Source organism: Hoeflea sp. AS16, assembly GCF_038900095.1.
In the GTDB taxonomy this organism is placed as follows: Bacteria; Pseudomonadota; Alphaproteobacteria; order Rhizobiales; family Rhizobiaceae; genus Hoeflea.
Genome location: NZ_JBBMQQ010000002.1, coordinates 376,197 through 393,390, shown reverse-complemented (window position 1 = coordinate 393,390; position 17,194 = coordinate 376,197). Strand labels below are relative to the sequence as shown.

The window sequence follows — 17,194 nt, the reverse complement described above, 5'->3', positions numbered from 1 at the left end:
ATGTAGAATGTTAGCTAGAGCCATGAGCAGCAGCCTGAAACGAATCGATCCGCCGACCTCCCTGATGGAGGTCACCGTTGACCGTATCCGCGACGCGATCATCGCTGGCGAGTTGCCTCTGGGGTGCAAATTGTCCGAGCAGCGCCTGGCCGACATGCTCGGCATCAGCCGCTCGCCGGTCCGCGATGCGCTAGCCGCGCTTCAGGTCGAGGGACTGGTGACGATTTCCCCCAAACGCGGCTCCTTCGTCTTCACGCCCGATCTCAAGGCCGTCGACGAGATCAATGAGCATCGCTGCATTCTGGAGAAAGCATCAATCCGCAAGGCTATCGCCAACAATCATGCAGCACTGCTCAAGAACATGGCCGCCGCATGCACACGCATGGCCGAGGCAGCCAGGCGGGAGGACGCCCTGCAATACACCAGGGGTGACATGGAGTTTCACAATTCGATCATCCTGAGCGGCGGCAACCACTCCATCACCTCATCCTACAAGCGGACGATCGGCCCGCTAATGGCGCTTCGGACCCATCTCTTCACCATCATGAACGAGAATCTTGCCCGCTCGATGAAGGAGCATCTGGCCCTGCTTGAGGCATGCCGCGCCAAGGATGCCGACGAAGCCGAAAGGCTTGTCGATGTGCATGCAGCTCACCTGGTTGACGCCTATCGAGTGGCCCTGTCGGAAACATCGCTGTTTGACGGCCTCTCCACCGTAACCGCCTAATCTCGCAGCCGTCGCTGGCCTTACATCCGGATCTGCTGAAGCTCGTCCAGCAGGTCGAGCAGCAGGTCGAGCTTCTCCCGGCCAAATTCCGCTTCCACGGTGGAAAAGATGTTTGCATTGCGCTCACGATGCCTGGCGATAAGCGCCTTGCCTGCCGGCGTTACACTGACCAGGGTCCGGCGCCTGTCGCTCTCGTCTGTCTTGCGGGCGACCAACCCGTCGTTCTCCATCGATCGCAGGATCCGCGTCAGGCTGGGAAGCTGCAGGCAGGCGGCCTGGGCAATTGCTGTCTGCTCCATTTCGCCCGCCTCGTCGACAACACGGAGAATCCGCCACTGCTGCTCCGAGATGCCGCTTTGCTGCAGCATCTCCCGGATCGGAGCCATGATCCGCTCGCGCGTGCGCAGAAGCGCGATCGGCAGCGAGCGCGAAGTCGGCCCGAACTGGGAGGTGCCGTTTGCCGGCCTGGAATCTGGCTTGTCCATAATCTCTCTGACACTCTGCAATTGGGCGTGACCGACATTGCAACATAATAGTTGACAAGGCAACCAATATTACTTAACAAAGCAATCAATCGGGAGGGTTGCAGCATGCCGCATTTCCATATCGACTATTCCGCAAATCTCGAGGAGAGGTTGCAGATCGCCGACCTTCTGGTGGTCATTCGTGACGCTGCGATGGAAACCGGCGTTTTTCCACTTGCCGGCATCCGCATCCGCGCGACCGCCTGTGACCATTGGCTCATTGCTGACGGCAATCCGGATCACGCCTTTCTGGATATTTCCATCCGCCTGCGTGCAGGACGCACCCCCGAGGCCAAGAAACAGGCCACGCAGCACATCTTCGCGGCCGCCGAGGCATTCTGTGCCGAGGTGATGGAAACATCTTCCTTCATGCTGTCGCTCGAGATGCGCGACATCGATCCCGAGCTGAGCCCCAAGGCCAGTTCAATCCGTAAACATCTACCGGGAGACGGCAAATGAGCGACCTTTCCACCCATCTCGCCAAACTCGAGACCCATTTGGCCCGCTACCGCGACAAGGGGATCCTCAACCTGATCAATGGCGAGGACGCGGCCGCGACCGAAACCTTCGAGACCCGCTCGCCGGTCGATGAAAGCCTGATCTGCAACGTCGCCCGCGGCTCCGCCGCCGATATCGACGCCGCGGCCAAGGCCGCCAGGGCCGCTTTCCCCGCCTGGGCCGCGATGAGCGGCGAAGCGCGCAAGAAAATCCTGCACAAGATTGCCGACCTCATCGTCGAGCGCGCGGAGGAAATCGCGCTGTGCGAATGCTGGGACACCGGGCAGGCTTACCGCTTCATGTCCAAGGCCGCTTTGCGCGGGGCGGAGAACTTCCGCTACTATGCGGATCTGGCACCCAGCGCCCGTGACGGTCAGTCCCTGCCGACAAAGACCCATCTGAATGTCTCCAGCCGCAGCCCGATTGGCCCGGTCGGTGTCATCACCCCGTGGAACACGCCCTTCATGCTGTCCACCTGGAAAATCGCGCCGGCGCTGGCCGCCGGTTGCACGGTGGTTCACAAGCCGGCCGAATTCAGCCCGCTGACCGCGCGCATCCTTGCCGAAATCGCCCATGAGGCTGGCCTGCCCGCAGGCGTGTGGAACCTGGTCAACGGTTTCGGTGAAGACGCCGGCAAGGCGCTGACCGAGCATCCCGACATCAAGGCCATTGCCTTTGTCGGTGAAAGCCGCACCGGTTCGATGATCATGAAACAGGGTGCCGACACGCTCAAGCGGGTTCATTTCGAACTCGGCGGCAAGAACCCTGTCATCGTCTTCGATGACGCCGATCTCGACCGCGCACTCGATGCAGCGATCTTCATGATCTATTCGCTCAACGGCGAACGCTGCACATCCTCGAGCCGTCTGCTCGTCCAGGAGAACATCGCCGACGAGTTCGAAGCCAGGCTTGCAGCACGGGTCAACAATATCAAGGTCGGCCATCCGCTCGATCCGGCCACAGAAATCGGTCCGCTGATCCACAAGGTGCATTTCGACAAGGTCACCGAATATGTCGGCATCGGCAAGACCGACGGCGCGACGCTTGCCGCCGGCGGCGAACGGATCGGCGATGCGGGCTGGTTCATTCAGCCAACCCTCTTCACCCATGCAGACACCACCATGCGCATCGCCCAGGAGGAAGTCTTTGGCCCGTTCCTCACCTCCATCCGGTTCAAGGACGAGGACGAGGCGCTGGCGATTGCCAATGACGTGCAGTACGGCCTCACCGGCTATATCTGGACCAATGACGTCACCCGGGCACTGCGTTTCTCGGATGCGCTGGAAGCAGGCATGATCTGGGTGAATTCGGAAAACGTGCGCCACCTGCCCACACCGTTCGGCGGCGTCAAATCCAGCGGCATCGGCCGCGATGGCGGGCAATGGTCGTTCGAGTTCTACATGGAGCAGAAGAACGTGGCCTTTGCCCTGGGCCAGCACAAGATCCAGCGGCTGGGCGCCTGAGGAGGAAAGACCATGGGAGAAATAGTCCTCGCAGCAAAATGCACCCATGTTCCGACCATGCTGATGTCGGAACAGGACGGACCGGTGAAGGGCAAGCGCCAGGCGGCAATCGATGGTCACATCGAAATCGCCCGCCGGGCAAAGGAACTCGGCGCGGATACCGTGGTGGTCTGCGACACACACTGGGTGATCAATGCCGGTTTCCACATCAATGCCAATGACCGGTTCAGGGGCGTGTTCACGTCCAACGAATTTCCGCAGTTCATCCAGGATCTGGAATACGACTACGAGGGCAACCCGTCTCTGGGCGACGCCATCGCCAAATGCGCCTCCGACAAGGGCGCCTACACGCTGTCGCACCACCTCGACAGTCTCGAACTCGAATACGGGACACTCGTGCCGATGCGGTTCATGAGCCGGGAGCACAAGATGAAAGTGGTCTCGGTCGCCGCCTGGTGCACCGTGCACGGCCATGATGAAAGCCGGATCGTTGGCGAGGCCATCCGTCAGGCGGTCGAGGCCTCCGACAGCAAGGTCTTGCTGGTGGCGTCCGGTTCGCTGTCGCACAAGATTTGGCCCAACAAGGACTACGCCGCCAACAACGGCACCTTCACCATCAGCTCCGAGTTCAACCGGCAGATGGATCTTCACGTGCTGGAAATGTGGAAGAACGGCGATCACGCCACTTTCCTCAAGATGCTCGGCGACTATGCCAATTTCTGCTGCGGCGAAGGCTCGATGCACGACACCGCCATGCTCTACGGTGCCTTGGGCTGGGATGCCTACGACGCCAGGTGCGAAGTGGTGACCGAATATTTCCCGTCGTCCGGCACCGGGCAGACCAACGTCATTTTCCCGGTCACCTGAACCGGTTGGAGGAGAGAACCATGTCCATTCCCGCACCGAACCTCAATCCGCCCTTCAACATCGTCCGGCTCAGCCATACCGAGTTGCGCGTCACCGACCTTGCCTGGTCGCGCGGCTATTATGTCGACACGCTCGGCCTTCAGGTCACCCATGAAGATTCCGAGACGATTTACCTGCGCGCCATGGAGGAACGCGGCCACCACTGCATGATCCTCAAGAAAGCGGCACAGCCGTCGGTCGGTGTGCTCGGCTTCAAGGTCTGGAGCGAGGAAGACCTCGACAAGGCCGAAAGCTGGTTCAGGTCACGTGACCTTCCCACCGCCTGGATCGAGCGCCCGTTCATGGGCAGGGTGCTCAGCACCCGTGATCCCTTCGGCGTGCCATTGGAGTTCTACGCCAAGATGGACCGGCTGGAACCGGTGCACCAGAAGTACAAGCTCTATCGCGGCGTCAAGCCGCTCAGGATCGACCACTTCAACCTGTTTTCCTCCAATGTCGATGAAAGCATCAAGTTCTACGGCGATATCGGTTTCCGGGTCACCGAATACACCGAAGACGCTGAAACCGGCCGCAGCTGGGCCGCGTGGATGCATCGCAAGGGCGGCGTCCACGATATCGCCTTCACCAATGGTACCGGCCCCCGCCTGCACCACACGGCGTTCTGGGTCCCGACCCCGCTCAACATCATCGACCTCCTGGACCTGATGTCGACAACCGGCTACCTCGCCAATGTCGAACGGGGCCCCGGCCGTCACGGCATATCGAATGCCTTCTTCCTCTATATCCGCGACAATGACGGCCATCGTACCGAAATCTACTGCTCGGATTACCAGACCATCGATCCCGATCACGAACCGATCAAATGGGATCTCAAGGATCCCCAGCGCCAGACGTTGTGGGGTGCACCTGCGCCGCGCAGCTGGTTCGAGCTGGGGTCTGAATTCGAGGGCGCCAGGCTGGTGGAAAGCGATCTCAAGTCGCAGCCCATTATTGCACCGTAAGGATTGATCATGGAATGGACCGAATTCTCCCGTTGGGGATCGCACATTTCACAATGGGCGGCCGATTATCACGCGACCCTGCGGGAGCGTCCAGTTCGTGCCCAGGTGCAGCCAGGTGAAATTTCCGCCCAGCTTCCGGCCCATCCTCCCGAAAACGGAGAGCCGATGGACGCGGTAATGGCTGATTTCGAGCGCATCGTTATGCCCGGAATTACCCACTGGCAGCACCCGCGCTTCTTCGCCTATTTCCCGGCCAATGCCGCCCCGCCATCGATGCTGGCCGAAATGCTGGTGTCGACCATCGCGCCGCAATGCATGCTCTGGCAAACCAGCCCGGCGGCGACCGAAATGGAAACCCGCATGCTCGAATGGCTGCGTCAGGCTCTCGGGCTTCCCGGCAATTTTTCCGGCGTCATTCAGGACAGCGCCTCCTCGGCCACGCTGGCTGCTGTGCTGACGATGCGGGAACGCGCACTCGGCTGGACCGGCAACGCCAAGGGCCTTTCCGGCCAGCCGCGGTTGCGGGTCTATACCAGCGCCGAGGTTCACACATCGGTGGACCGTGCGATTTGGGTCTCCGGCATCGGCGAGGAAAACCTGGTTCGCATCCCCACCGGTGGGCCATTGCGTGCAATGGATCCCGCAGCGCTTGATGCAGCCATCCGTGCCGATATCGAAAACGGCTTCCTGCCATGTGGCCTTGTTGCCTGCACCGGCGGCACGGGAACCGGCGCGTGCGATGATCTTGCCGCGGTGATCAAGGTTGCCAAGGCCTACAATCTGTATACCCATGTCGATGCCGCATGGGCGGGATCGGCGATGATCTGCCCTGAATTCCGCACACTCTGGGAAGGCGTCGACGGCGCGGATTCCGTCGTCTTCAATCCACACAAATGGCTGGGTGCGCAATTTGACTGCTCGGCACATTTCATTGCCGATCCCGAAAGCCTGGTCAAAACGCTTGCGATCCAGCCGGAATATCTCAAGACCCATGGTGCCGATGGCATCATCAACTATTCGGAATGGTCGGTACCGCTTGGCCGCCGCTTTCGGGCACTCAAATTGTGGTTCCTGATCCGCAGTTACGGACTTGAAGGACTGCGCCAGCGCATCCGCAACCATGTTGCCTGGTCGCAAAGTCTGGCCGAACGGCTGCGCCAGACGCCCGGTTTCGAGATTGTCACCGAGCCGGTTCTCTCGCTCTTCACGTTCCGCCTTGCCGACAAAACCGACGCTCAACTGATCGAATATGTAAACCGGATCAACACCGACGGGCGCATCTACATCACCCAGACACGCGTGGACGGGCAGATCGCCATTCGCTTTCAGGTCGGCCAGTTCGACGCGACGCGCGATGATGTTGATACTGCGTTTGACGTGCTGTCCGAAATTGCGGAGACCATCTGATGTTTGCCACGTTTACCTCTGAGGGAACAAGCCACTGGGGAATAGCCCGCCCGGAGGGAATGATTGCCCTTTCGCCGGATTATCCGCATCTGCACACCCTGCGCAATGTCATTGCGGCAGGCGCGCTGGAAGAGATTGCCCAGGCGGCAACCGGCCGGGCCGTCACCCATCCGCATGGCAGCTTCACCTACGAAATCCCGGTTCCCGATCCCGAAAAGATCATCTGTGTCGGCGTCAATTTCCCCGACCGCAATGCCGAATACAAGGACGGTCAGGACGCGCCGCCAAACATGAGCCTGTTCATCCGTTTCCCGCGATCCTTCGTCGGTCACGAGACACCGCTGACCCGACCGCCGGAAACGCCGCAACTCGACTATGAAGGCGAGATCGCCATCGTGATCGGCAAGGGCGGACGCCGGATACCGGAAGCAGAAGCCCTGTCCCACATCGCAGGACTGACCCTATGCAATGAGGGCACGCTGCGCGACTGGGTGCGGCATGCGAAGTTCAACGTCACCCAGGGCAAGAATTGGGACGGTTCCGGCGCCATGGGCCCCTGGCTGGTGCCGTTCACCGATCCTGCCCAGATTGTCGATGTGCACCTGCAGACAAGGGTCAACGGCGATATCCGCCAGGACGACCGGACCGGCCGCATGCTCTTCCCCGTGGCCCGGCAGATTGCTTACATCTCGACCTTCACCACGCTGGTTCCCGGCGACATCATCGTCACCGGAACCCCGACCGGCGCCGGCGCCCGCTTCGATCCGCCCGTATGGCTGGTTCCCGGCGACACGATCGAGGTCGAGGCGGACGGTATCGGCACCTTGCGCAATGGAGTGGTCGACGAATGACACCCGACCAGATTGCAGAAGCCGCAAGCCGTCTTTTCGAAGCCGAAAAGACCGGCACCCAGTGTGGACTCCTGAGCCTTGCCTACCCCGGCATGACACTGGACGATGCCTACGCAGTTCAATCGGCACTTGTGGCGAAAAAGCGCGCCGCCGGTCTCGCTGTCATCGGCTGGAAGATCGGCCTGACCAGCCGCGCCATGCAGCAGGCACTCAACATCACCACGCCCGACAGCGGCGTGTTGCTGGAAGACATGTTTTTCGCAAACGGTGCGACGATCCCTGCCGGACGATTCATCCAGCCGCGCGTCGAGGCCGAGATTGCTTTCGTCATGAAAACCGGTCTCGCAGGCAGGAACGTGACCCGCGACGATGTGCTCGCCGCCACCGCTCATGTCGCGCCGTCGCTCGAAATTCTCGACACCCGAATACTTCGCGCTGACCCCGAAACCGGAAAGGCGCGGATCATCACCGATACGATTTCCGACAACGCTGCCAATGCGGGCATCGTTCTGGGCGAAGCACTTCATGCCGTCGATGCGTTTGATCTGCGCTGGGTCGGCGCCATCGTCAAGCGCGACGGCGTTGTCGAGGAGACCGGCCTTGGCGCCGGGGTCCTCGATGATCCGGTCACCGGAATCTTGTGGCTGGTCCACCGCCTTGCCCAGTATGGAGATGGCCTGTCCGCAGGTGACATCGTCCTCTCGGGTTCCTTCATCCGCCCCATCGAGGCGCCATCAGGCTCAATCTTCGAGGCCGATTTTGGCGGCTTCGGTTCAGTCTCCGTGACATTCAGCTAAGGATTTTCACCATGCCGGCTCCTCAAAACACGCTCAAGCATCGCCTCCAGGCAGGTGAAACACTGATCGGTTGCTGGCTTGGCATGGCGGAGCCCTATCTTGCGGAAATCTCGGCCACGGCGGGCTTTGACTGGCTGCTGATCGACGGCGAGCATGCGCCAAATGATATCCGCTCGATGGCAGCCCAACTGGCCGTGCTCGAAGCCGGCGGGGCATCAACCGTGGTGCGCTTGCCCGATGATGACCCGGCCAAGATCAAGCAGGCACTGGATATCGGCGCGCAGACGCTGCTGATCCCGATGGTCGAGAGCGCAGAACAGGCCGGGCAGATCTACCGCGCCACACGCTATCCGCCGCTTGGCTTCCGCGGGGTCGGTTCCGCCCTCGCCCGCGCTTCGAAATTTGCCGCCATTCCGGATTACCTGACCACCGCCGATGACCAGATCTGTCTGCTGGCCCAGGTTGAAAGCCGTGCAGGCCTCGAAGCGCTGGATGCTATTCTCGCCATTGACGGCGTCGACGGCGTGTTCATCGGCCCCTCGGATCTGGCTGCCGACATGGGCCATATCGGCAAGCCCTCGGAACCGGCCGTCAAGGACGCGGTGCTTGACGCGCTCCGGCGCATTCGCGCTGCCGGGAAAATCGCGGGCGTGCTGTCCCTGGACCCCGCCTACATCGCCGATTGCCGCACAGCGGGTGCAAACTTCCTCGGTGTCGGCATCGACATAACGCTGTTTGCCGGCGCCATGCGTGCCCACGCGAAAAAGTTCAAATCAGGCGTTTGAACGCCTGATCCGGATCTCAGAATGTAGCAAGCAGGCTGGCATGGAACCGGTCGCTGTCGCCGCGGGTGGTTGCGCCAGCCTTGAAGGCATGCCCCCGGGCCGCAGAAGCGGAAAGGCTGCGCGTGAGCTTTGCTCTCATGCCCGGTTGCGCTCGATCCTGATGTCCCGGCCGGTGGCACAGCGTCAGGCCGGGCTGTTGCCCGGTTTCAGCATCTCCGCCATCTGGTCGCGCATGATGAATTTCTGCGGCTTGCCGGTGATCGTCATCGGCAGCGCCTCGACCACCCGGATGTGCCGGGGGACCTTGTAATGGGCGATCTGGCCAGTGCAGAAGGCGCGCAGCTCTTCCCCGTCAAGGCTGGTATCAGGCTTGGCAACCACCCAGGCACAGACCTCTTCGCCGTATTTCTCGTCCGGAACTCCAAACACCTGCACCTCGGAAATCTTGGGATGGGTGAAGAGGAACTCCTCGATCTCGCGCGGGTAGACGTTCTCGCCGCCGCGAATGATCATGTCCTTGACCCGCCCGACGATGGTGCAGAACCCCTGCTCGTCGAACACCGCCAGGTCGCCGGTGTGCATCCATCCGTCCCGGATCGCCTCGGCGGTCTTTTCCTGGTCGCCCCAGTAGCCCTTCATCACCGAGTAGCCGCGTGTGCACAGCTCACCGCGAACGCCGACCGGCACGATCCGTCCGTCGTCGTTGACGATCTTGACCTCGAGATGCGGGTGGACCCGGCCAACGGTCTCGCAGCGCTTGTCGACCGCATCATCGCTGAAACTCTGGAACGACACCGGCGATGTCTCGGTCATGCCGTAGCAGATGGTCACCTCGCCCATGTGCATCCGCGCGATCACGCGATGCATCACATCCACCGGACATGGCGCACCGGCCATGATCCCGGTCCGCAGCTGCGTCAGGTTGCGCGGTGACCGCTCGAGCTCCTCGAGCATGGCCACAAACATGGTCGGCACACCATAGACCGCGGTGCAGCGTTCGGCTTCCAGCGCCGACAGCGTTGCGGCCGGATCGAAGGCCTCGCCGGGAAAAACCATGGCAGCGCCCTTGCTGACGGCGCCCAGCACCCCCATCACCATGCCGAAGCAATGGTAGAGCGGAACCGGAATGCACAGCCGGTCACTTTCCGTGAGCGCAATGCGATCGGTGACGAAACGGGCATTGTTGACGATGTTGTAATGCGAAAGCGTCGCGCCCTTGGGATGGCCGGTCGTGCCCGAGGTGAACTGGATGTTGATCGCGTCATCCGGGCCAAGCTCGGCCTCGATTGCCGGCAGCCGCAACTGCTGCGCCGGGCCGCCCAGGGTCCTCACCTGCTCGAAGGAAAACACGCCCGGTTCGCTGGCCTCGCCAAGAACGATCACCGCCCGCAGATGCGGCAACCTTGAAGCCCGCAGCCGACCGGGCGCACAAGCCTCGATCTCCGGCGCCAGCGCCTGGATCATCTCGAGATAGTTCGAACTCTTGAAGGCTCGCGCCGTCACCAGCGCCTTGCAGCCGACCTTGTTGAGCGCATATTCCAGTTCCGACAGCCGGTAGGCCGGATTGATGTTGACCAGCACCAACCCGATCCGGGCTGTTGCGAACTGGGTCAGCACCCATTCATAGCGATTGGGCGACCAGATACCGATGCGGTCACCCTTCTGCAGGCCCATGGCAAGGAACCCCGACGCCAGTTCGTCCACGGCGCGGTCAAACTCGTAGTAACTCAGCCGGATGTCCTGTTGCGGGCAGACGATCGCCTCGCGCGGACCGAACAGCGACACGGCCTCGCGCAGCAATTGCGGAATGGTGATGTAGCGCAGCGGCAGATGCGTGCTTCCCCTGACATAGGAAAGATTGTTTTCCGGTTCGCTCGACTCGATGGCTTGCGCCTTGTCCGAACGGCCGAAATCGGAAAGTCGTCCTGCCAGGCTCTCGTTCAGAATGGACATGGGCCTCCCCCCTTTACATGCTGCGCCAGTCTTCGCTTTGTTCAAAGGCGTGCGCCGCCTGGTAGATCTTCATTTCGCCAAAGCTCGGCCCCACCAGCATCATGCCGATCGGCAGGCCCTCGCTCAAACCGCATGGCACGCTCATGGCGGGCAGGCCTCCATTGAAAGGCGCTGTGTTGCCGATCATCTCGAAAGCGCGCTGGACATACAGGCTGATCGAACAGTCGGCAGGCGGAATTTCCTGCGGTTTCATCGGCATGGTGGGCATCAGCAGCACGTCGAAACGCTTCAGCGCCTCGGCATATTTCTCATTCACCCGGCGCATGAGATTCTGCGCCTTGCCGTAGAACCGCCCCCGGTACTGGGTCTGGAAATGCTCGCCGAGAAACATGCAGGTCTTGAGTGAATGACTGAGTTCGTCGGCACGGTTGCGCCAGTGCGACATCTGGTCGATCATCGATGGCAGGAACAGTCCGCGGTAATTGGTGCCGCCCATATTGCCGTGCATCATGTGGTCCTGCAGACCTTCGACCGTGATCGCCGTCCAGCAATCGACGGCCAGGTTGTGCTCGGGCACCGAGATTTCCTCGACCATGGCGCCCAATTGCCGGAACCTGTCCGCGGCGGCCAGCACCTTCTGGTCGACATCGGCCTCGCTTTCGGGCCGGTGAAACCCTTCTTTCAGGATCCCGATCCGCAGTCCCTGCGCACCCCGGCCAAGCGCTTCGGTGTAACGATAGATCTTCGGATTGTACTGGCGCGGGTCAAGCCCGTCCTCGCCCGCCAGCACCTCGAGCAAGAGCGCATTGTCGGCCACCGTGGAGGTGACAGGACCGACATGATCGATGGTCATCTCCACCGGCATCACGCCGGTATAGGGCACCAGCCCGTGGGTGGCCTTCATGCCATAGACGCCGCAGGCCGAGGATGGCAGCCGGATCGAGCCGCCCTGGTCGCCGGCAATGGCCATATCCACCTCGCCCGCCGCGACAAGGGCCGCCGAACCGCTCGACGAACCATTGGCCATGTAGCCCCGCTTCCACGGATTGTGCACCGGTCCCTTGGCATTGGTATGCGAGCCGCCGGAAAGACAGAAGTTTTCGCAATGGGCCTTGCCCGCGATCACCGCCCCGGCATCCAGCAACCGGGTGACGATGGTGGCGTCGATTTCCGGCGTATAGCCCTCGATGATCGAGGACCCGTTCATCATCGGCACACCGGCAAGGCAGATCGTGTCTTTCAGTGCGATGCGCTTGCCGCGCAATGGCCCGTCGGGCGCACCGCGCACCTCGGTCTTGACGTACCAGGCGTTGAGCGGGTTTTCCGTTGCATCGGGAAAGCGCCCGGGCGAACGCGGATAGCGCACCTCCGGCAGATTGTCCGGCATGGCGTCAAGCCGGTCATAGGCCTGGATATAGGGTTCCATGATCTGGCTGTACTCAGTCAGTTCCGCGTCCGTCAGGTTCATACCGAAACGGCTCGCCATGGCGCGCATCTGCGAAAGGCTGGGGCGTTTGATAGTCATGCTTGTCACCGAAGGCTGGGGGGTGATGGGAACAGGCGCATTGTTTTGCTGCGGCCTTGAGGGCGTCGGCACCGGGCCGGGCGCTGCATTTGCCGCCCCCGCCAGATTGCCGCGGGTCGAGCGCGCGGCGCCGAAACCCAGGAACTGGTCAACCTTGGCCTGGTCGGCCAGGTCCGCCTTGCCGAGTTCGCCGGCAATCCGCCCGCGCTCCAGCACCAGCACCCGGTCGGACAGGTCGGCGATGAAATCGAAGTTCTGCTCGACCAGCAGGATCGAAAGCCCGCGCCGCTCACGCAGGTGCAGCAGGGTTTCCGACATCTCCTCGATGATCGAGGGCTGGATTCCCTCGGTCGGCTCGTCAAGCAGCAGGAACTCCGGATCGCCCATCAGGCTGCGCGCCAGCGCCAGCAACTGCTGTTCGCCGCCCGACAGGGCGCCGCCCATCCGGTCGAGCAGCCGCGCCAGCCGCGGGAAATCGGCCAGAACCGCCTCGATCACCTCGTCCTCGCTGCCGCCGGAATAATCGTGCCAGGCAAAACGCAGATTGTCGCGCACGCTCAATTGCGGAAAAATCCCGCGTCCCTGCGGCACATAGCCGATGCCGAGCCCGGCCCGTTCATAGGGTGAAAGGCGGGTGATCTCGACACCGTGAAACCGCACCGCACCCGAACTGGCCGGCAGGAAACCCATGATGGTCTTGAGCAAGGTGGACTTGCCCATGCCATTGTGGCCCAGGATGCCCACAACCTCGTTTTCCGCCACCGAAAACTCGATCCCGTGCAGGATCGGCACCTTGCCGTAGCCACCAGACAGGCTCTTGAGATCCAGGCAGCTCTTCTGATCCTCGGCCATGATCACGCTTTCTTTCCCAGGTAGACGTTGCGCACCGTGGGATCGGCCATGACGCGGTCGACATGATCCTCCATCAACACCGCGCCCTGATGGAAAACGGTGACGGTATTGGCGATCGAGCGGATGAACTGCATGTCGTGCTCGACGATCACCACGGCGGCTGTACGTGTCATCTCGCGGATGATGTCGCTCATCCGTTCCACGTCGTCGGCGCTCATGCCGGCGGCGGGTTCATCAAGCAGCACAAGCCAGGGATCGCCGGCAACAACCAGGCCAAGCTCCACCCGTTGCCGTTCACCATGCGCCAGCCGTCCCAGTTCGGTCCGCGCGATGGGACCAAGGGCCAGCCGCTCGATCACCTCCGTCGTCTTGCGCATTGCATCCTGCATCGGCAGAAACCGCCGTGCCGCCATCCAGATATTCTCGAAGACATCGAGGCCGTCCATCAGGTTGGGTACCTGCGTCTTGATGCCGACGCCGAGGGCGGCGACCTGATGCGGGTTCCAGCCGGTGGTTTCGTGCCCGCGCATGAAAACCTGTCCGCCGGTCGGGGTCAAAAGTCCGGTGACGCATTTGAAAAACGTCGATTTTCCGGCGCCGTTGGGCCCGATCAGGCAACGCAACTCTCCGGCCCTCAGTTTGAAGTCGACATTGTCGCTGGCGACGACACCACCAAACCGCATTGTCAGGCCAACGGTTTCAAGCACGACTTCAGCCATTGCCAACGCCCCCGTTGCGAATGCGGCGCGCGCCATGCCGTGGCAGCTTGCGGCGGCGGCCAAAGCTGATGCGCCACAAGGATGCAATCGCCGGGACCAGCCCCTTTGGCAGGAACAATACGAAGAGGACGAGAATGATGCCTGTCAGCAGCGTGTTGTCGATCATGCTTTGCTGACCGAGCAGGAACTTGAGATAGGCAAGGCCTGCCGCACCGACGATCGGGCCGATACGGGTGCCAAGACCACCGACGATGCACCAGATGATGATTTCGGCTGACTGGCCGAGACTGAACAGATTGGGCGTGACGATCTCGCCCCAATTGGCAAACAGCGCACCGGCCAGTCCGGCGATCGCAGCACCTGCCGCAAAGAGCACCGTCTTCCGGGCGCGGACATCGTAGCCCATCAGCGCCACCCGGACTTCGTTTTCGCGAATGCCGACAGCCACACGCCCGAAGGAGGATTTCAAAAGCCAGCTGACCAGCAGATAGACGATGAGCAGCAGGATGGCGCAGAAATAATAGTACGGATCACCGTAGATATAGTCGTTCGGCTGTCCCGGCACATTCAGGGTCTGAAAGCCAGGAATGCCGTTGAAGCCGCCGAGCCGCGCCTTGCCGATCACATATTCGGGGCCGGCGGTCGAGTTGATGAACTTGAACAGGATCAGCGTGACCACCAGCGTGATCACGCCAAGGTAGACATCCGTCAGACGCCCGTAAAACATCATCGCGCCGAGCAATGCGGCAAACACGGCCGGAACCAGAACCGCAAGCAGCATGGGAATGGTGCTGTCGCCGATATTGATGGCGGCAATGGCATAGGTGTAGGCCCCAAGCCCGAAGAACGCCGCCTGGCCGAAACACAGGATCCCGCCAAAACCCCAGATCAGCCCGAGGCTGAAACCGAGCATTCCGTAGATCACAAGCACGGTCAGCGTATAGGTGCCGATCATCATCGGCATGACCCACATCAGCACCGCCGCGACGAGGATGGTGGCCGGAACCTCTTTTGCCCAGAAGGAAGCCATTACATCCTGCCCCGGAAGAACCGGCCGGTCACGCCCTGCGGCAACAGCCTGAGCAGAACCACCGCGGCAACCAGCAGCGCCACCTCACCCATGACCGGTGAGACCGCAAAGGTGAAGATCTGGTTGATCAGGCCGAAAAGCCCGGAACTGGCCATCAATCCGGTGATCAGGGATGGACCGCCGGCAATCACGGTGATGAAGGCCTTGGCGATGTAGGCCCCGCCGGATGTCGGCACCAGGCCGACCAGCGGCGCCAGGATAGCACCCGCCAGCCCCGAAAGCGCCGAGCCGCAAAAGAACGTTGCCATGTAGATCCGTTCCGGGCTGTAGCCGAGCGCTGCCGCCATCTCCGGCAGTTGCATCGCACCGCGCGCGATCAGCCCCAGCCGGGTGCCCTTGAGCACGGCATACATCAGGCCAAGCAGCACGATGGCGATGAGAATGATGAAGAAATTGTAGCCGTTGACCTGGTAGTCTCCGACCGTGAAGCCAGAAATCGGCGTGGAGATTCCCGTCGTGGTGTTGCCGAAGATGGTGGTCGCCAAGCCTATGAAGAACAGGCTCAACCCCCATGTCGCCAGCATCGTGTCGACCAGGCGGCCATAGAGATGGCGGATCACCAGCCGTTCGACCACCAGCCCGATCAGGCCGACAACAAGCGGCGCGATGATGAGCATGGCCACAAAGACATTGGCGCCCAGGGAGACGGCCGTGATCGTCACGTAGCCGCCCAGCATCATGAACTCGCCATGCGCCAGATTGATGATCTTCATCATGCCGAACACGATGGCCAAGCCAGCGCTGATCAACACCAGCGAAGCGACCGCGTAGAGCATTTCGACAATGATGACGAATACCAGATCCATGAACGGGTGGCCTTGGAAAATTGGGAGGTGAACGGCAGGGCCACGCGTCCGGCGGCCCCGCCCTCATCTTGGGAAGGTGTCAGATCTGGATTTCGTACTGCGTGTTGTCGTCAGGGTTGGCGCTGAGATCGCAGACCGCCTGGGTGTCGATCGGCTGGCGTTGAGGCAGCGTTTCGACAACCCGCATCCCCTGGTTTTCGACGTCCATCAGGTGAACATCGAGAACCGCATGATGGGTCTTCGGATCGACGGTCACCTTGCCGCCCGGACCGGTGATCGAAATGCCGGTTTCCAGCGCTTCGACAACCGCGTCGCGCTCCAGAGATCCGGCAAGACGCACGCCCTCGGCCCAGGTAAGCACCCCGTGATAGTTGGACACGGACAGTTCGTGCATGCCACCGGGTTCGCCACCGGCAGCCACCCAGGCCTCCTTGAAAGCGGCGTTCTCGGGCGTATCCAGTTCCTGACTGTAATTGTAGGCGACCATGATGCCGTTGCCCTCTTCGGCGGTCAGCACCTTGTGTTCATTGCCCACACCCAACGTGGTCGAGGCCAGCGCAATCCGGTCCTTCATGCCTGCCGCTGCCCATTGCCGGAAGAACGACAGATGTGCGCCTCCCACCAGCGGCGCGATCACCAGGTCCGGGCCCGCAGTCTGGATCTTGGCAATGGTCGAGCCGAAATCCGAGACATCCAGCGGGAAGAAGTCAACGCCCACCGTTTCACCGCCATTGTCGGCAATGAATTTCTGCAGCCAGCGCGCCGTGATCTGTCCGTAATTGTAGTCGGCGGCGACGATATAGACCTTCTTGCCGGATTTCCCCATCGCATATGGCACGAGCGCTTCGGCCTGCTGCGCCGGCGTCACGCCGTTGATGAAGATGTTGCGGTCGCACACACCGCCCTCGTAAAGCACGTTGTAGAAGTAGAGCGTCTTGTTCTTGTGCAGCGTCTGCCGGATCGCCTCGCGCGACGCCGACAGGATGCCGCCATGAACCACATCCACCTTATCCTCCCGGACAAGCTGCTGCGCATACTGGGAATAGAGCGCCATGTCGGACTGGGTGTCGTAACCGACAACCTCGACCTGCTTGCCGAGCAAGCCGCCCGCCGCGTTGATCTGGCTGACCGCCAGCCGCATCGCCACATCCATCGGCTTACCGTAGGCGTCAAAGATACCGGAAACATCGAGAACCGAGCCCAGCTTGATCGTGTCGGCGGCCATCACCGCGCGCGGCAGCATGGCGACACCGGTTGCGGCGGCGGCGGAGGCTAGAAAATGGCGTCTGTTGATCGACATGTCGTATTCCTTCCGTGAAATGATTGGAT

16 protein-coding genes are annotated in these 17,194 nt (G+C 61.6%); 9 read left to right on the top strand and 7 right to left on the bottom strand.

Annotated elements, in window-relative coordinates:
- The first annotated feature begins 22 nt into the window (after window positions 1-22).
- The gene (locus tag WNY80_RS07235; RefSeq protein ID WP_342886676.1) at window positions 23-727 is read left to right on the top strand and encodes a GntR family transcriptional regulator; all 705 of its coding nucleotides are present in this window, start codon (window positions 23-25) and stop codon (window positions 725-727) included.
- 20 nt (window positions 728-747) lie between these two features.
- On the opposite strand, the gene hpaR is transcribed toward WNY80_RS07235, so the two are convergent.
- Window positions 748-1,212: a homoprotocatechuate degradation operon regulator HpaR gene (gene hpaR, locus WNY80_RS07230; RefSeq protein WP_342886675.1), complete on the bottom strand. Its 465-nt coding sequence runs from the start codon at window positions 1,210-1,212 to the stop codon at window positions 748-750.
- A gap of 105 nt (window positions 1,213-1,317) precedes the next feature.
- Here hpaR and WNY80_RS07225 point away from each other — a divergent pair, with 105 nt between their 5' ends.
- Genes WNY80_RS07225 through WNY80_RS07190 form a run of 8 tightly spaced genes read left to right on the top strand, consistent with a single transcriptional unit; the run spans window position 1,318 to window position 8,920 of the window.
- Window positions 1,318-1,710, top strand: a complete 393-nt coding sequence (locus WNY80_RS07225) for a 5-carboxymethyl-2-hydroxymuconate isomerase (protein ID WP_342886674.1) — start codon at window positions 1,318-1,320, stop codon at window positions 1,708-1,710.
- The gene (gene hpaE, locus WNY80_RS07220) at window positions 1,707-3,212 is read left to right on the top strand and encodes a 5-carboxymethyl-2-hydroxymuconate semialdehyde dehydrogenase (protein ID WP_342886673.1); all 1,506 of its coding nucleotides are present in this window, start codon (window positions 1,707-1,709) and stop codon (window positions 3,210-3,212) included. The genes WNY80_RS07225 and hpaE overlap by 4 nt, the downstream gene beginning before the upstream one ends.
- Before the next feature lie 12 nt (window positions 3,213-3,224).
- The gene (hpaD, locus tag WNY80_RS07215; RefSeq protein WP_342886672.1) at window positions 3,225-4,079 is read left to right on the top strand and encodes a 3,4-dihydroxyphenylacetate 2,3-dioxygenase; all 855 of its coding nucleotides are present in this window, start codon (window positions 3,225-3,227) and stop codon (window positions 4,077-4,079) included.
- A 20-nt stretch (window positions 4,080-4,099) separates the two neighbouring features.
- Window positions 4,100-5,080 (top strand): 3,4-dihydroxyphenylacetate 2,3-dioxygenase, encoded by a 981-nt coding sequence (gene hpaD, locus WNY80_RS07210; protein ID WP_342886671.1) that lies wholly within the window; start codon window positions 4,100-4,102, stop codon window positions 5,078-5,080.
- Between the two features lie 9 nt (window positions 5,081-5,089).
- Window positions 5,090-6,487, top strand: coding sequence for a pyridoxal-dependent decarboxylase (locus WNY80_RS07205; RefSeq protein ID WP_342886670.1), 1,398 nt, complete (start codon window positions 5,090-5,092; stop codon window positions 6,485-6,487).
- Complete coding sequence (locus tag WNY80_RS07200) at window positions 6,487-7,338, top strand: fumarylacetoacetate hydrolase family protein (RefSeq protein ID WP_342886669.1); 852 nt, start codon at window positions 6,487-6,489, stop codon at window positions 7,336-7,338. The genes WNY80_RS07205 and WNY80_RS07200 overlap by 1 nt, the downstream gene beginning before the upstream one ends.
- A complete protein-coding gene (gene hpaH / locus WNY80_RS07195) occupies window positions 7,335-8,135 on the top strand; it encodes a 2-oxo-hept-4-ene-1,7-dioate hydratase (protein WP_342886668.1) in 801 nt (266 codons plus the stop codon). Before WNY80_RS07200 ends, hpaH begins: the two co-directional genes overlap by 4 nt.
- Before the next feature lie 11 nt (window positions 8,136-8,146).
- Window positions 8,147-8,920 carry an HpcH/HpaI aldolase/citrate lyase family protein gene (locus WNY80_RS07190; RefSeq protein WP_342886667.1) on the top strand — a complete coding sequence of 258 codons (774 nt, stop codon included), beginning with the start codon at window positions 8,147-8,149 and terminating at the stop codon, window positions 8,918-8,920.
- 183 nt (window positions 8,921-9,103) lie between these two features.
- Here WNY80_RS07190 and WNY80_RS07185 read toward each other — a convergent pair whose 3' ends face one another.
- The 6 genes from WNY80_RS07185 to WNY80_RS07160 form a co-directional block, all read right to left on the bottom strand.
- Window positions 9,104-10,873: an AMP-binding protein gene (locus WNY80_RS07185; protein WP_342886666.1), complete on the bottom strand. Its 1,770-nt coding sequence runs from the start codon at window positions 10,871-10,873 to the stop codon at window positions 9,104-9,106.
- Between the two features lie 13 nt (window positions 10,874-10,886).
- A complete protein-coding gene (locus WNY80_RS07180; RefSeq protein ID WP_342886665.1) occupies window positions 10,887-13,250 on the bottom strand; it encodes an amidase in 2,364 nt (787 codons plus the stop codon).
- Between the two features lie 2 nt (window positions 13,251-13,252).
- The gene (locus WNY80_RS07175; RefSeq protein WP_342886664.1) at window positions 13,253-13,969 is read right to left on the bottom strand and encodes an ATP-binding cassette domain-containing protein; all 717 of its coding nucleotides are present in this window, start codon (window positions 13,967-13,969) and stop codon (window positions 13,253-13,255) included.
- Window positions 13,962-14,999, bottom strand: coding sequence for a branched-chain amino acid ABC transporter permease (locus tag WNY80_RS07170; RefSeq protein ID WP_342886663.1), 1,038 nt, complete (start codon window positions 14,997-14,999; stop codon window positions 13,962-13,964). Before WNY80_RS07170 ends, WNY80_RS07175 begins: the two co-directional genes overlap by 8 nt.
- Window positions 14,999-15,865 (bottom strand): branched-chain amino acid ABC transporter permease, encoded by an 867-nt coding sequence (locus WNY80_RS07165; RefSeq protein ID WP_342886662.1) that lies wholly within the window; start codon window positions 15,863-15,865, stop codon window positions 14,999-15,001. Before WNY80_RS07165 ends, WNY80_RS07170 begins: the two co-directional genes overlap by 1 nt.
- A 79-nt stretch (window positions 15,866-15,944) precedes the next feature.
- Window positions 15,945-17,165, bottom strand: coding sequence for an ABC transporter substrate-binding protein (locus WNY80_RS07160; protein WP_342886661.1), 1,221 nt, complete (start codon window positions 17,163-17,165; stop codon window positions 15,945-15,947).
- Window positions 17,166-17,194: the final 29 nt, after the last annotated feature.